This window comes from Actinomadura sp. DC4, assembly GCF_030406325.1.
Classification (GTDB): domain Bacteria; phylum Actinomycetota; class Actinomycetes; order Streptosporangiales; family Streptosporangiaceae; genus Actinoallomurus.
Genome location: NZ_JAUEQY010000003.1, coordinates 144068 through 157696, shown reverse-complemented (window position 1 = coordinate 157696; position 13629 = coordinate 144068). Strand labels below are relative to the sequence as shown.

Below are 13629 nucleotides of genomic sequence, written 5' to 3'. Positions count from 1 at the left end.
ACACAGATGAGATCGATCGGGCGTACGGCCGCGCTGGCCGCCGGGGTGGCCCTGCTCGCCGCCGGATGCAACGGCGGCTCCGGCGGGGGCGGCGGAAAGATCAGCGACGGCAAGATCGAGATCGCCGTCCTCAACGACCAGTCCGGCGTCTACGCCGACCTGTCGGGCAAGGCCAGCGTCGAGGCGGTCAAGATGGCGATCGCCGACTTCACGGCCAAGTACGGCGGCAAGGCGGTGGCCGGGAAGATCGAGGTCACCACCGCCGACCACCAGAACAAGCCCGAGGTCGCCAACTCCAAGGCCCAGGAGCTGTACGACCGGCAGCGCGCCGACCTCATCCTCGACGTGCCGACCTCCTCGGCCGCCCTGGCGGTGGCGGGCGTGGCCAAGGCGAAGAAGAAGATCTTCATGGACATCAGCGCCGGCACCACCGCGCTGGAGGGCGCGCAGTGCAACAGGTACACCTTCCACTACGGCTTCGACACGTACATGCTGGCCCACGGCACCGGTGACACGATCACCAAGGACGGCTCGAAGAACTGGTACATCATCTACCCGGACTACGCCTTCGGGCAGGACATGACCAAGAGCTTCAGCGCCTCGATCAAGGGCGCGGGCGGCACGATCGTCAAGAACGACCCGACGCCGTTCCCGAACGACAACTTCTCCACGTTCTTGCTCAAGGCCCCCGGGCTGAACCCCAGGCCGCAGGTGCTCGGCGCCATGCAGGCGGGCGGCGATCTGGTGAACCTCGTCAAGCAGTACAACGAGTACGGCCTGAAGAAGAAGGGCATCGGCCTGGCCGTCGGCCTGATGTTCCTCACCGACATCCACTCGCTCGGCCCGGACGCCCTGGCGGGCACCAGGTTCAGCGACGCCTGGTACTGGAACGCGAGCCCGGACAACCGCGCCTGGGCGGACAGGTTCCAGGCCAGGACGGGCAAGCGCCCGACGTTCGCGCACGCCGCGAACTACTCGGCCGCCCTGGAGTACCTGGAGGCGGTCCAGCGGGCCGGCACCGACCGGTCCGACGCGGTGGTCGAGCAGCTGGAGGGCTACAGGTTCGGCGACGTCTTCGCCAAGAACGCCCAGATCCGTGCCCAGGACCACCTGCTGCTGCACGACGCGTACCTCGCCCAGGTGAAGCCCGCGAGCGAGGTGAAGGAGCCCTGGGACTACGAGAAGATCCTCAAGACCGTCCCGGCGGCCGAGGCGTTCCCGCAGCCCGACGCGGCCTGCAGGCTCTGACATGCTGCAGCAGGCATTCGACGGCCTGGTCGGCGGGGCGTTCTACGCCCTGCTGGCCCTCGGCCTGGCGGTCATCTTCGGCATGCTCGGTGTGGTCAACTTCGCGCACGGCGCGTTCTACATGCTCGGCGCCTTCGGGGCGTACGTGCTGCTGGACGACTGGGGCGTGAGCTTCTGGATCGCGCTGCCGGCCGTGCCGGTCGCGCTCGGCGTCGCGGGCGTCGTCGTGGAGCGATTGTTCATCCGCCGGCTCACCGCGCTCGACCCGCTCCACAACTTCCTGCTGACCTTCGGCCTCGCGCTGATCCTGCAGGACCTGGTCGAGCGGGAGTACGGGGTGCAGTCCCAGCCGTACCCGCGCCCGCCGGCGCTGTCGGGAACGACCGACCTCGGCCTGTTCACCTATCCGGCCTACCGGGTGTTCGTGCTCGGCGTCGCGGTGGTGGCCTGCCTGGCGGTCTGGTTCGTGCTGTCCCGTACGCGGGCGGGCGTGATCGTACGGGCGGCGACCGAGCGGCCCGAGCTCACCCGCGCGTTCGGCATCGACGTCGGGCGCTGGGTCACCCCGGTGTTCGGCGCGGGCATCGCGCTGGCCGGGCTCGCCGGGGTGCTGGCCGCGCCGATGCGCGCGGTCAACCCGCTGATGGGCTCGGACCTGATCATCGCGGTCTTCGCCGTGGTCGTCATCGGCGGGCTCGGCTCGATCTTCGGCTCGGTGGTGTCCGGCTTCGCGGTCGGGGTGCTGACCGCGCTGACCGACTTCTACGTCCCATCGCTGTCCCAGACGCTGGTGTTCATCCTCATGGTCGTGGTGCTGCTCTGGCGGCCGGCGGGGCTGTTCGGGCGCGAGGAGGGAATCGCGTGATCATCCGTACGCTCGCCGCACGGCCGGTCCTGCTCGCCGTCGGCCTGCTCGCGGCCCTCGCGCTGCCGTGGGTGATCTACCCGCCGGTGGCGATGGACATGATCTGCTGGGCGCTGTTCGCGGTCGCGGTCGACCTGCTGCTCGGCTTCACCGGGCTGTTGTCGTTCGGGCACGCGGCGTTCTGGGGCACCTCGGCGTACGCGGCCGGGCTGGTCGCGACGCACAGCGGGCTGCCGTTCCCGCTCGCCGTGCTGGGCGGCGCGCTGGCCGCGGGCGCGCTCGCGGTGCCGATCGGCTGGCTGTCGGTGCGCCGGACCGGCATCTACTTCGCCATGGTCACGCTCGCGTTCGCGCAGATGGTCTACTTCGTCGCCAACCAGTGGCGCGGCCTGACCGGCGGGGAGAACGGCCTGCAGGGCATCCCGCGCGACTTCTTCGGCGTCGACCTGTCGGACGCGTTCTTCTTCTACTACGCGGGCCTGCCGATCGTGGTCCTCGGGCTGTGGCTGGCCTGGCGCGTGGTGCGCTCGCCGTTCGGGCGGGTGCTGGTGGCGGTACGGGACAACCCGGCTCGCGCCCGCGCGCTCGGCTACCCGGTCGAGCGGTACAAGCTGCTCGCGTTCGTGCTCTCGGCCGTCCTGTCCGGACTGGCCGGCGGGCTGTTCGCCGTCGGGCACGGTTTCGTGTCGCTCCAGGAGGTCTACTGGACCACCTCAGGGCAGGCCGTGATGATGGTCGTCCTCGGCGGCATCGGCACCCTGTGGGGAGGCGTCATCGGGGCGGGCCTGATCGTCGAGCTCAACGACTACCTGGCCACGGCCGGGTTCGAGCAGATCGGCATCGTCACCGGCACCGTCTTCGCCGTCACCGTACTGGTGTTCCGGCGCGGCATCTGGGGCACGGCGGCGTGGCTGACGGCGCGCCGCCGCCCGGAGCCTGCGCCGGCCGAGGAGAAGACCGGCGAGCCGGTCAGGACGTGAGTGAGCCGCGGAGGCGGTGCAGGTGAAGGGCGAGCTGGATCTGCAGCGCCCGGTCGGCCCGCTGCCAGTCGGCGCCGAGGAGCCGGCCGACGCGGTCCAGCCGTTGCGTCACGGTGTTGGTGTGGATGTGCAGCTTCCCGGCCGTACGCGCGAGGCTGCCGCCGGTGCCGAAGTAGATCGCCATCGTCCGCGTCAGCGCCGTGCCGCGCCGCTCGTCGTAGGCGATGACCGGGCCGAGCGTGCGCTCGACGAACGCGCCCGCGTCGCCGCCCTCGCCGATGAGCAGGCCGACGAAGCCCAGGCCGTCGGCGCTCGCGCCGTCGCCCTCGCGGCCGAGCGCGAGCAGCGCGTCCGCGCAGCGCCGCGCCTCCCGCCGGGCCGTCTCGGCGCCGCCGGGCAGCGCGACCGGCCCGGCCGCGCCCGCGGTGGCCGGTACGCCGAGCGCGGCACCGAGCTCCTTGGCCACCCGGCAGGCGGTCTCCTCGGGCCGGTCGCCGGGCAGCAGCAGGACCACCTCGCCGGAGTAGGCGGTGCTGAGGCCGTGTTCGACGGCGGAGAACGAGGAGGCCCAGAACGCGGCCTGCTCCCGGCGTCCGTCGTGCCGGGCGACGACGAGCACGTGGGCGGCGCCGAGGTCGACGCCGAGCCGGCGGGCCCGCGCGTCGAGCGCGTCCGGGTCCGAGACGTGCCCGGCGACGAGGTCGTCCAGCAGCTCGCCGCGCACCCTGCCCTCGACCTCGGTCATGTTGCGGCGGAACAGCAGGAGCAGCGCCATGACCAGCGCGGCGCGCTCCAGGATGCGCTCGTCGGCGTCGGCGATGTCGCCGGCCGCGTCCAGCGCGAGCGTGCCGAGCGCCTCCGCGCCCGCACCGATCGGCGTGACGCGCAGGTCGCCGCGGCGCGCCGTACGGCCGAGGGCACGGGAGCGGGTGATCAGGTCTTCGCCCACCCGCACCACGTGGCCGACCTCGGCGAGCCGGCGGCCGTCGGCGTCGAGCACGACGAGTGAGCCGCCGAGGATGTCGGTCACCACCGAGGCCACGTCCTCCACGCCGCCGCCGCGTACGACCAGGTCGGTCATCCGGTCGTGTGCCCGCGCGGCGCGTTCCACCGCGTCGCTGTGCACCCGTGCGGCCTCGCTCGCCGCGCTCAGCTCCTCCAGCGTGACGCGGGTCTCCTGCAGCAGGCGCGCGTTGTCGATCGCGACGGCCGCGTGGGCGGCCAGCGAGCACAGCAGCGCGACCTCCTCCTGGGCGAACGACCGCTCGGCGCGGTCGGCGGCGAACAACACGCCGATCACCCGTTCGCCGAGCCGCATCGGCACGCCCAGGATGCCGACCAGGCCCTCCTCGGTGACGCCGCCGTCGATCGAGCCGGTGTGCCGGAACCGTTCGTCGTGCAGGTAGCCCGAGCTGGCGTACGGCGCGCCGGTCTGCGCGACGAGGCCGCCGAGCCCGGCGCCGAGCGGCAGCCGCAGCCGCTGGAAGGCACGGGAGATCGACCCGTCGGTGACGCGCATGTAGGTGTCGCCGCGGGCGGGGTCGTTGAGCGTCATGTACGCGACGTCGGCGTTGAGCAGTTGCCGGGCCCGGCGCACGATGGCCTTGAGGACGGCGTCGAGGTCGCGCAGGCTCGCCAGGTCGCCGGCGGTCTCGAACAGCGCGGACAGCTCCACCTCGCGGCGGGCGCGCCGCGCCAGCAGCGCGCGTACGCGCAGCGCGGCCGTCTTGGCCTGCTCGAGCTCGGCCAGCACGGCGGCGGAGGCGCCGCCGGCCCGCGCCTCGTCGACCGGCGTCTCGAACTCCACCGCCGGGGCCTCGCGGGCCAGCAGCTCGAAGAAGATGCGGGTGTTCACGGGGGGCATCGTCCGTAGGTCGGGGGTCAGTGCGCGGTCCAGCCGCCGTCGATCGGCACCGAGGTGCCGGTGATGAAGGACGCGTGGTCCGAGCAGAGGTAGGCGACGACGTCGGCGACCTCGGCGGGTTCGAGCAGCCGCTTGATCGCCGCGGGCTCCAGCATGACCTGCTCGATCACCTCGGCCTCGGTCAGGCCGTGCGCCTCGGCCTGGGCGGTGATCTGGTTCTCCACCAGCGGGGTCCGTACGTAGGAGGGGTTGACGCAGTTGGAGGTCACGCCGTGCTCGGCGCCCTCCAGCGCGACGACCTTGGACATGCCCTCGATGGCGTGCTTGGCGGTGACATAGGCGACCTTGTACGGCGACGCGACGAGCCCGTGCACGGAGGAGACGTTGACGATCCGGCCCCAGCCCTGGTCGTACATGCCGGGCAGCAGGCGGCGTACGAGCCGGAACGGCGTCTCGACCATGAGCCGCAGGATGCGGGCGAACTCCTCCGGCGGGAACTCGTGCACCGGGGCCACGTGCTGCAGTCCGGCGTTGTTGATGACGATGTCGGCGCCGAGCCGCAGGGTGTCGACCACGTCCGGGTCGGACAGGTCGGCCACCACGAACTCACCACCGGCCTCGCGCGCGGCCTCTTCGGCCCGCTCGGCGCTGATGTCGACCACGATCACGTGCGCGCCCGCCTCGGCCAGCCGGCGGGCGCACGCGCGGCCGATCCCGCTCGCCCCGCCGGTCACCACCGCCGTACGGCCCGCCAGCTCGCCGGTCTTCGCCTTGTCCATGCCAGTGAACCTAGACCGGTTGCCCCGGCCGCTCCACGGGGGATGTCTCCATGACGAGGGGCGTTTCGATGTGGTGCACCACATCTCCTCAGCGCTGGAGCGGCCCGGCCTTCTCCGGCGTCCTTCCGGGTACGAGCGAGCCGACGTCGAGCAGCAGCCGCCCGGACGCGGTGGGCAGGCCCGCCGGCGTGAGGCAGGCGGCGGGCCTCCGGGCGAACATGGTGAAGATCGCGCTCCACTTCCGCCCGCTGAACTCGCCGTCCGTGACCGTGCCCTTGATCGTGACGATGCTCTGGCCGGCGGAGACCGAGACGACCGACCGGAAGGTCATCGTGCTGGTCCGGCCGTTGTTCCAGGTGACCTTGCGGGTGCCGGAGTAGTCGCCGGACGTGCACGAGAGCCGGCCGGTGGCCTTGAAGGTCGACTTTCCGCCGGTGATGGCCGGGTCGGCGCTCGACACGCACCGGCCCAGCGTGCTCGTCCCGTGGACGGTGATCGCACGGGGCCGCGTGGAAAGGCCGGGGGAGTAGGCCACGGTCTGCGAGCCGGCACAGGCCGTCGTCCCCGCCGCCGCGACGGCACGCGGCCCGGTGGTCGCCGCGGAGACCAGGCCGGTGGTCGCGAGAGTGACGCCGGCGACCGCGATGCCGGCCGGCGGAATGAACCTGTGAATCGACATGCCATCTCCTTGACCACGGCTCGGCCGCGGGACGTGGCGAATTACGTTGCTCACTGTCACAGGTCAATTACTCGGAGTCAACGAACTCTGCTGTGACGGCCATGCCGGTGTCGTGTGGTCCGGGCCGGTCCGGAGGGCGGTCCGCCGCCAGGGAGGCCGTACGCTGCGGGCTTTCCGCACGGGACGACCCGGGGCGGAGGTGATCTTACGGGCCGCGGTGGGGGCGAATGGCCGGGTGAGGGGAGGATTTCCACTCTTCGTGGTCGAACATCACTGAGAGTAGTATGCCGCCTGATGATTGCCGACGCGAGTGTGAACACCACCCACGGCCGCCGATGGGCGCTGTTGCTGTTCATGTTCGTCGGAGTCGTACTTCATTCGAGTCTGTGCCCGCCGGGCGCTCACGCCGGAGTGCTGGGCGCGCCGGTGGAGACCTGCGTCGTGCCCGTCGAGCCGTCGTCCGGCGTCGCCGCCGGCGCCGACCGGGCCGGTGAGGCCGGCCGGCCGTGCCGGCAGGCGCCGCGCCCCCACCACCACGCGCCCTGCGGGGTCATGACCCACCGCGCCTCGCCGCAGGAGCGGTCCGCCGGTCCGTGGCAGGCCGGGGCACCGCTCCGGTCCTCGCTGCCGGCGCCGTTCGTCACGGGCGTCCCGGGCCACGCCCGCCTGTCGGGCATGTCGTCCCTGCCGCCGGTCCGGCGCTCGGGGGCCGGCCTGCTGATCGACCTGTGCGCGTCGCGTACGTGACCGCTCCGGCGCACCCCGGACGCGCGCGCGTCGGCTGATCCTCTGCTCGCCCGCGCGCAGGTGCCCGCTGCCCGGGGCCGCGCCCGCTGTGATCTGCCAGCACTTCGTCCTGCCGGATTCCAGGAGCGCAGCACGTCATGAGAAAACCGCACATCATTCTTCAGACCTGGCCCTTCACCTGCCTGACCTGCGAACATGCCTGGGAGAGCGTGTACGAGGCGTGGCACGCCGCCGACGGCCATGGCGGCCAGGTGGTGACCTGGCGCCACAAGGGGACGGCGAGCATGCCGCCCTGGATCGAACCGTCCTGCCCGGTCTGCGCCGGCCTGCGCGTACGGACCCTGCCCCCGGGCACCCGCCCGGCGATCGAGGCCGACGCGGACGGCGCCGCACGCCGTACCCCCTGACCCGGTGGCCGCATCGCGCCAGGGCGGAATGCGCGCGGTCGAAGATCGGTTGGCGGCTGATGTAGGAATGGTGGGCCGGTCACGTCGTCGGGCGCCGGGACCGGCCCCCGTACCCATGCCTCCCCGCAGGCCGCGGCCCCCAAGGAGACCCCTACGTGACGACGACGCGCTCACCCGCGACCCCGAAGGGCGTCGGTTTCCGGTCCGAACGCGGGCCGGTGCTCGCGGCCCTCATGCTCAGCACGGGTCTCGTCGCCCTGGACAGCACGATCATCGCCACGGCGGTGCCGTCCGTGGTCAGCGACCTGGGCGGGTTCTCGCAGTTCCCCTGGCTGTTCTCGATCTACCTGCTGACCCAGGCGGTGACCACGCCGCTGTACGGGAAGTTCGCGGACGTGGTCGGCCGCCGGCCGGTGATGTTCTTCGGCATCGGGGTCTTCCTCGTCGGGTCGGTGCTGTGCGGGATCGCGTGGAGCATGCCCGCGCTGATCGCCTTCCGCGCGGTGCAGGGCATCGGCGCGGGCGCCGTACAGCCGATGAGCATGACGATGGTCGGCGACATGTACACCGTCGAGGAGCGCGCGCGGGTGCAGGGGTACCTCGCCAGCGTGTGGGGCATCTCCGCGGTGGTCGGCCCGGCACTCGGTGGCGTGTTCTCCCAGTACGTCTCGTGGCGCTGGATCTTCTTCGTCAACATCCCGCTCGGTGCGGTCGCCGCCTGGATGCTCGCCCGCCGGTTCAAGGAGTCGGTGACGCGGCGCCCGCACCGGATCGACTACGCGGGCGCGGTCCTGCTCATCGGCGGCTGTTCGCTGGTCATCCTCGGCCTGCTCGAGGGCGGCGTGTCGTGGGGCTGGACGTCGGTGCCCGGCCTGTCGGTCTTCGTCATCGGCGCGGCCATGCTCGCCGGCTTCGTCCTGGTCGAGCGCAAGGCCGCCGAGCCGATCCTGCCGCTGTGGGTCTTCGGCCGCCGCGTCCTCACCGGCGGCAATCTGTCCGCGGTCGTCGTCGGCGCGGTCATGATCGGCCTGAGCTCGTACGTGCCGACGTACGCCCAGGGCGTGCTCGGCACCGGCGCCCTGATGGCCGGGTTCGCTCTGGCCGCCCTGACCGTCGGCTGGCCGCTCGCGGCGACCATGTCCGGCCGCGTCTACCTGCGGTTCGGCTTCCGCGACACGGGTCTGGCCGGCAACGTGATCCTCGTGATGGGCACCGCGCTGTGCCTGCTGCTCGGCCCGCACTCCCAGGTGTGGGAGGTGGCCGCGGCGTGCTTCGTCGTCGGCGTGGGCCTGGGCTTCATGGCGAGCCCGATCCTGGTCGCCGCCCAGTCGGTCGTCGGCTGGGACCGCCGCGGGGTGGTCACCGGCATCAACATGTTCAGCCGTTCCCTGGGCAGCGCCGTGGGCGCCGCGGTGTTCGGCGCGATCGCCAACGCCACGCTCGCGGCGCGGTTCGCCCACCCGCCGGCGGCACTGGCCGGGCGGCTGCCGAGCAGCGTCGACGCGACGAGCCTCGTCCTGGCGGGACACGCCCGGTCCGGTGGCCGCGACGTTACGGCCTTCGTACGGTCGGCCTTGTACGGTGCGGCACACCAGGTCTTCGTCGCGGTCGTCGTGACGGCCGCCCTCGGTGTGGCCGCCCTGTTCCTCATGCCTCGAAGGATCGAGAGCCTGGCCGACGACTGACTCCTGCCCGCTCGCGCGGGCGGGGTCCGCCTCCCCCGTACCTGTTGAATGCAGTTCGTCCCGAGACGATGTCACGCACGGGGGAGGCGGACAGTGTCATTTAACCGTCAACTACCCAGTGGCTGCCATATCGCCCCGTGGTTCCCTCCTGCCGGAGGCGCCGCTCGACCCGGCTAGTGCTTCTTCCGCCTGCTCTTCTCGCACTCGGCCACCTGCTTGTAGGTCCGGGGCGGAGTGATCGACTGCCAACGATCATCGCGGGTGGCGGATCCATGAAACGTCGCGGTGCGGCCGGTCCAAGTACTGAGTGACGGATGTCCATCGACAACCGAAAGCTGGAGGCCTCCTGTGGGAGACCCGGACCGGACAGAGCGTCAGCTCGCCGATATCGCGCACGATCCGGATGCGTTCGAGGAGTTCTACCGACGCCATGTCGTACAGGTGAGCCGGTTCATCGCGCGACGGGTCGACGATCCGTACCTGGCGGCCGATCTGACCGCCGACGTCTTCCTGGCGATCATCGACTCGGCCCACACGTACCGTCCGGACCGGGGCAGCGTCGTCGGCTGGATGTTCGGCGTGGCCTACAACGTCCTCGCCGCCGAACACCGTCGCGCCCGGCGGGAGACGGCGGCCACCCTCCGCATCGCCGGGCGGCGGCCGCTGGATCCGGCAGACATCGCCCGGATCGAGGAACGCATCGACGCCGAGAGCTCGGCCCGCCGGGTCCACCACGCCATGGCCGACATGCCGGACGAGACGCGCCGGCTGTTGGAACTCGTCGCCGTCGACGGTCTGGCGGTGTCGGCGGCCGCGGCCGCACTCCACCTGTCGCCGATCACCGCCCGCGTCCGGCTCCACCGCGCCCGCAAGCAACTGCGTGATCTGCTCACTGGCCAGGTCCCGCTGCCATCGACCAGAGGGAACGCACATGAGTACATCTGACCAGCGGCTCAGTGCCTTCGAGGAGCACCTGCTCACCGAACTCAGGCACGTCGTCGCGGCCCGCCCGGCCGACGAGCCCGCGCCCATGCCCGGCCCGGCCACCCGCAGGCCCCGCCGCCGGCTGGTGCTCGCGGGGGGCGCCGTGATCGTCGCCACCGCGGCGGTCACGGTCGCCGACCCGTCGCTGCTCGGGATGCACACGTCCCCGGCGTACGCGGTGGAGCGCGATCCCGACGGGTCGATCCGCATCTCCATCAATGACTACCGGGACCCGAAGGGCCTGCAGCGACGGATCGACTCGTTCGGCGTCAAGGCCGCCGTGGACTACCTGCCCGCCGGGATGACCTGCCAGGATTCCCGCGCCGACTTCGTCCCCCCCGGCCGGATGCCACGCGCGATGGTCGACTGGGCACCGCTGGGCGGCAAGGACCACTACTTCAAGATCCACCCGGAGTACATCCGACCTGGCCAGACCTTCGTCTACACCGTTCAGGTGTCGACGAGCCCCCACCACCGCGGCCAGCGCGCCGCGATCAGGTTGGCCAACGGGCCGGTCGCGCCGTGCGATCCGGTACCCGGGGACGTCGTCCCCAGCCGCGGCGGCTGATGGGTGACCCGGAGGGGTCAGGACGTCGTCCTGGCCCCACAGGCCGGAGGCGGAGGTGTCATCCGCCGCCGGGATGAGTCATCCGCAGCCCGGGCCGGCCGGGACGCAGTTGTCGGGCACGTTGCGACGGACGATCGAGCCGCGGGCCGTGACGGAGCCGAAGACTCCGCCGCCGGAGGCCGCGCTGTTGCGGACGATCCGAGTGCGTTCGATCGAGGTGGACCCGGCGTTGAAGACGCCGCCGCCGTTCCCCGTGGCGGCGTTGTGGTCGATCGTGCTCTGGATGACGCGTGAGGTGCCGCCGGCCGAGGTCGCCAGGCCGGCGCCGCCCGCCGAGGTGGTGTTGGCGGAGACGCGGCTCTGGAACAGCGTCAGAGTGCCCTCGTTGAGGATGCCGCCGCCGTTGTCGGTCGCCCCCACAGAGGTGTTGCCGACGATGGTGCTGCGTGTCACCAGCGTGGTGGAACCGGCGGCGTTCTGCAGACCGCCGCCGGCCCCGTTCGTCACCGTGTTGCCGGTCAGGGTGACGTGGTCGAGCACGAGCGTGCCGTTCAGGTTCAGGACGGCGGCGCCACCGGCGTTGATCAGGCTCGCGTTCTCGATGAAGATCCCGCGCACGCGGAGGTGTCCGCCGATGACGGAAAGGATGCGGAAGTTGTTCGAGATGATGTTGGTGGCCCTGAGCCTCGTGCTCGGCCCGCCGACGAAGGCCATGGTGCCGCTGATCGTCGGTAGCCCGCCGGTCAGGACGTAGGTGCAGGACGGCGCCAGATGGAGCGTGGACGGTGTCACGTTGGCCACACCGATCGCCGTGATCAGGGCCGCGGTGCTGCACGGCACCGCGATGACGCGGGACCCGGTCGCGGCCTCAGCCGATGGAGCCGTGGTGAGCGCCGCCGTCGTGAGCACGGTGGCGCCGATGACGCCGGCCGTTCTGGTGAATGAACTCATGTGGCTTCCCCCGTTTCCCGCGACGAGCACAGCCCAGGGCTCCTGAGCCGGACATAGGCGGGACTATCGCAATTATTTGAAGTGTTCGGAATGGGACGTCTGCCGTTCTCGAAACGGGAAACGATCTTCTTCGGCCCGCGTTGTCTATTTCCACCAGGCGCCGACTGCATGCCTGCCGAGCGCTGTTCAGGGAGAAGGGAGAACTCCGTCGACCCCTTCGTCCCGAACGAAGCGCGCTGCGAATCGGGTCAGGCCTCGTCCGTGCGGATGAGTTCGCCGTCGCTCAGTTCGATGACGCGGTCCGCGTGGTGGATGAGGAGTGGGTCGTGGGTCGCGACGAGGGCCGTCACGCCCTGGTCGCGGACGACGGCGTGGATCAGCTGCATGATCGACTGGGCCGTCTCCGAGTCGAGCTGCCCCGTGGGCTCGTCCGCGATCAGTACCCGTGGCCGGTGGGCCAGCGCCCGCGCGATGGCGACCCGCTGCTGCTGCCCCCCAGAGAGCTCATAAGGCCGCTGCCGCGCGTGATCGGCGAGTCCCACCATCGCCAGCAGCAGCCGTACCCGCTCCTCGCGTTCCCGGGCCGGCGTGCGGGTCAGGCGCAGGGCGACGCCCACGTTCTCGGCCGCCGAGAGCACCGGGATCAGGCCGAACGACTGGAACACGAAGCCCACCGTCTCCCGGCGCATCCGCTGCAGGCCCGCCTCCCCGAGACCGGTCACCTCCTCCGAGCCCACGACCACCGAACCCGACGACGGCGTGTCCAGACCCCCGATGAGGTTCAGCAGCGTCGTCTTGCCCGAGCCCGACCGGCCCTTGACCGCGAGCAGCTCGCCCGGGGCGACGGTGAAGCTCACGGACCGCAGCGCGTGGACCGAAAGAGGTCCACGCTGGTACGTCTTGGTCAGCCCCTCAACGGTGATCATCGTCGCTCCGGTCCGGCCAGACGCCGATGTGGTCGGTCTCCAGCGCGAGTCGTACGCGGTCCTTCATCGACAGCGACGTGGTGAACTCACGAGGCAGCTGCAGCCGCCCGGCGCGGTCGAGCACCGCGTACTCCTCGGCGACGATCTCCACGTGGCCCGAGGCGTGGCGTGTGGCCCGGCGCAGGATCTCGCTGCTCGTACGGCCGTCGCGGATGCCGACCGTGCGGTCGACGTTGCCGGCCACGTCCGGGTCGTGGGTCACGATGACCGTGGTGACGCCCAGCTCGCGGTTGGCGCGGCGCAGAGCGCCGAACACCTCCGCGCCCGTCGACGTGTCCAGTTCGCCGGTCGGCTCGTCGGCCAGGACCACCTTGGGCTCGTTGGCCACGGCCACCGCGATGGCGACGCGCTGCTGCTCGCCGCCCGACATCTCGGCCGGCCGGGCGGACGCGCGGTGCCCGATGCCCATCAGGTCGAGCAGCGACTCGGCGCGTGCGCGGCGTGACGCGCGCCGCCGGCCCGCGAACCGCATCGGCATCTCGACGTTCTCGGCGGCCGTGAGGTACGGGAGGAGGTTCCGCGAGGTCTGCTGCCAGACGAACCCCACCAGCTCGCGCCGGAACCGCAGCCGGTCACGGCCCGACATGTCCAGCAGGTCCGCCCCGGCCACCCGCGCCACCCCGGCGGTCGGCACGTCGAGCCCGGCAAGGATGTTCAGCAACGTGGACTTGCCCGACCCGGAGGCGCCCACCAGGGCGATCATCTCGCCCGAGGCGACGAGCAGGTCCAGCCCCTGCAGTGCGATCACCTCGACGCCCTGCGTCTGGTAGATCCGTACGAGGTTGTCGCAGACGATGTGCGCGTCCGCGCCGTACTCCGGGCCGCGTCCGGTGGCACGCCGTTCCAGTTCGGCGAGGTCAGGTGCGTCAGCCATGTGTCTCCCGAT

14 protein-coding genes are annotated in these 13629 nt (G+C 71.6%); 8 read left to right on the top strand and 6 right to left on the bottom strand.

What is annotated here, in order from left to right:
• Positions 1-6: 6 nt before the first annotated feature.
• The 3 genes from QWU11_RS05765 to QWU11_RS05755 are packed head-to-tail and all read left to right on the top strand — an operon-like array spanning position 7 to position 3093.
• Entirely contained in the window at positions 7-1248 is a 1242-nt protein-coding gene (locus QWU11_RS05765; protein ID WP_290103972.1) for an ABC transporter substrate-binding protein, read from the top strand.
• Position 1249: 1 nt separating this feature from the next.
• Complete coding sequence (locus tag QWU11_RS05760; RefSeq protein ID WP_290103971.1) at positions 1250-2113, top strand: branched-chain amino acid ABC transporter permease; 864 nt, start codon at positions 1250-1252, stop codon at positions 2111-2113.
• Positions 2110-3093, top strand: coding sequence for a branched-chain amino acid ABC transporter permease (locus QWU11_RS05755; protein ID WP_290103970.1), 984 nt, complete (start codon positions 2110-2112; stop codon positions 3091-3093). The genes QWU11_RS05760 and QWU11_RS05755 overlap by 4 nt, the downstream gene beginning before the upstream one ends.
• On the opposite strand, the gene QWU11_RS05750 is transcribed toward QWU11_RS05755, so the two are convergent.
• From QWU11_RS05750 to QWU11_RS05740, 3 genes are all read right to left on the bottom strand, one after another.
• Positions 3083-4957 (bottom strand): GAF domain-containing protein, encoded by a 1875-nt coding sequence (locus QWU11_RS05750; protein ID WP_290103969.1) that lies wholly within the window; start codon positions 4955-4957, stop codon positions 3083-3085. The genes QWU11_RS05755 and QWU11_RS05750 overlap by 11 nt on opposite strands.
• Before the next feature lie 17 nt (positions 4958-4974).
• On the bottom strand, positions 4975-5736 hold the full coding sequence (locus QWU11_RS05745) for a 3-hydroxybutyrate dehydrogenase (RefSeq protein WP_290103968.1): 762 nt from the start codon (positions 5734-5736) through the stop codon (positions 4975-4977).
• Between the two features lie 88 nt (positions 5737-5824).
• Positions 5825-6415, bottom strand: a complete 591-nt coding sequence (locus QWU11_RS05740; protein WP_290103967.1) for a hypothetical protein — start codon at positions 6413-6415, stop codon at positions 5825-5827.
• A gap of 294 nt (positions 6416-6709) precedes the next feature.
• On the opposite strand from QWU11_RS05740, the gene QWU11_RS05735 reads away from it, so the two are divergent.
• From QWU11_RS05735 to QWU11_RS05715, 5 genes are all read left to right on the top strand, one after another.
• Complete coding sequence (locus QWU11_RS05735) at positions 6710-7162, top strand: hypothetical protein (RefSeq protein WP_290103966.1); 453 nt, start codon at positions 6710-6712, stop codon at positions 7160-7162.
• Positions 7163-7299: 137 nt separating this feature from the next.
• Positions 7300-7569 carry a hypothetical protein gene (locus QWU11_RS05730; protein WP_290103965.1) on the top strand — a complete coding sequence of 90 codons (270 nt, stop codon included), beginning with the start codon at positions 7300-7302 and terminating at the stop codon, positions 7567-7569.
• 155 nt (positions 7570-7724) lie between these two features.
• Complete coding sequence (locus QWU11_RS05725; protein WP_290103964.1) at positions 7725-9254, top strand: MDR family MFS transporter; 1530 nt, start codon at positions 7725-7727, stop codon at positions 9252-9254.
• A 348-nt stretch (positions 9255-9602) separates the two neighbouring features.
• A complete protein-coding gene (locus QWU11_RS05720; RefSeq protein WP_290103963.1) occupies positions 9603-10199 on the top strand; it encodes a sigma-70 family RNA polymerase sigma factor in 597 nt (198 codons plus the stop codon).
• Positions 10186-10806 carry a hypothetical protein gene (locus QWU11_RS05715; RefSeq protein ID WP_290103962.1) on the top strand — a complete coding sequence of 207 codons (621 nt, stop codon included), beginning with the start codon at positions 10186-10188 and terminating at the stop codon, positions 10804-10806. The genes QWU11_RS05720 and QWU11_RS05715 overlap by 14 nt, the downstream gene beginning before the upstream one ends.
• Positions 10807-10884: 78 nt before the next feature.
• On the opposite strand, the gene QWU11_RS05710 is transcribed toward QWU11_RS05715, so the two are convergent.
• The 3 genes from QWU11_RS05710 to QWU11_RS05700 all read right to left on the bottom strand — a co-directional run bounded on the left by QWU11_RS05710 (position 10885) and on the right by QWU11_RS05700 (position 13617).
• Complete coding sequence (locus QWU11_RS05710; RefSeq protein ID WP_290103961.1) at positions 10885-11757, bottom strand: hypothetical protein; 873 nt, start codon at positions 11755-11757, stop codon at positions 10885-10887.
• Between the two features lie 248 nt (positions 11758-12005).
• Complete coding sequence (locus QWU11_RS05705; RefSeq protein WP_290103960.1) at positions 12006-12683, bottom strand: ABC transporter ATP-binding protein; 678 nt, start codon at positions 12681-12683, stop codon at positions 12006-12008.
• On the bottom strand, positions 12670-13617 hold the full coding sequence (locus QWU11_RS05700) for an ABC transporter ATP-binding protein (RefSeq protein ID WP_290103959.1): 948 nt from the start codon (positions 13615-13617) through the stop codon (positions 12670-12672). The genes QWU11_RS05705 and QWU11_RS05700 overlap by 14 nt, the downstream gene beginning before the upstream one ends.
• Positions 13618-13629 lie beyond the last annotated feature (12 nt).

Excerpts from the sequence above, each read along its gene's own strand:
- QWU11_RS05745 (WP_290103968.1), bottom strand. The coding sequence starts at position 5,736 with ATGGACAAGGCGAAGACCGGCGAGCTGGCGGGCCGTACGGCGGTGGTG.
- QWU11_RS05765 (WP_290103972.1), top strand. The coding sequence starts at position 7 with ATGAGATCGATCGGGCGTACGGCCGCGCTGGCCGCCGGGGTGGCCCTG.
- QWU11_RS05710 (WP_290103961.1), bottom strand. The coding sequence starts at position 11,757 with ATGAGTTCATTCACCAGAACGGCCGGCGTCATCGGCGCCACCGTGCTC.
- QWU11_RS05750 (WP_290103969.1), bottom strand. The coding sequence starts at position 4,957 with ATGCCCCCCGTGAACACCCGCATCTTCTTCGAGCTGCTGGCCCGCGAG.
- QWU11_RS05740 (WP_290103967.1), bottom strand. The coding sequence starts at position 6,415 with ATGTCGATTCACAGGTTCATTCCGCCGGCCGGCATCGCGGTCGCCGGC.
- QWU11_RS05760 (WP_290103971.1), top strand. The coding sequence starts at position 1,250 with ATGCTGCAGCAGGCATTCGACGGCCTGGTCGGCGGGGCGTTCTACGCC.
- QWU11_RS05705 (WP_290103960.1), bottom strand. The coding sequence starts at position 12,683 with ATGATCACCGTTGAGGGGCTGACCAAGACGTACCAGCGTGGACCTCTT.
- QWU11_RS05700 (WP_290103959.1), bottom strand. The coding sequence starts at position 13,617 with ATGGCTGACGCACCTGACCTCGCCGAACTGGAACGGCGTGCCACCGGA.
- QWU11_RS05730 (WP_290103965.1), top strand. The coding sequence starts at position 7,300 with ATGAGAAAACCGCACATCATTCTTCAGACCTGGCCCTTCACCTGCCTG.
- QWU11_RS05735 (WP_290103966.1), top strand. The coding sequence starts at position 6,710 with ATGATTGCCGACGCGAGTGTGAACACCACCCACGGCCGCCGATGGGCG.
- QWU11_RS05715 (WP_290103962.1), top strand. The coding sequence starts at position 10,186 with ATGAGTACATCTGACCAGCGGCTCAGTGCCTTCGAGGAGCACCTGCTC.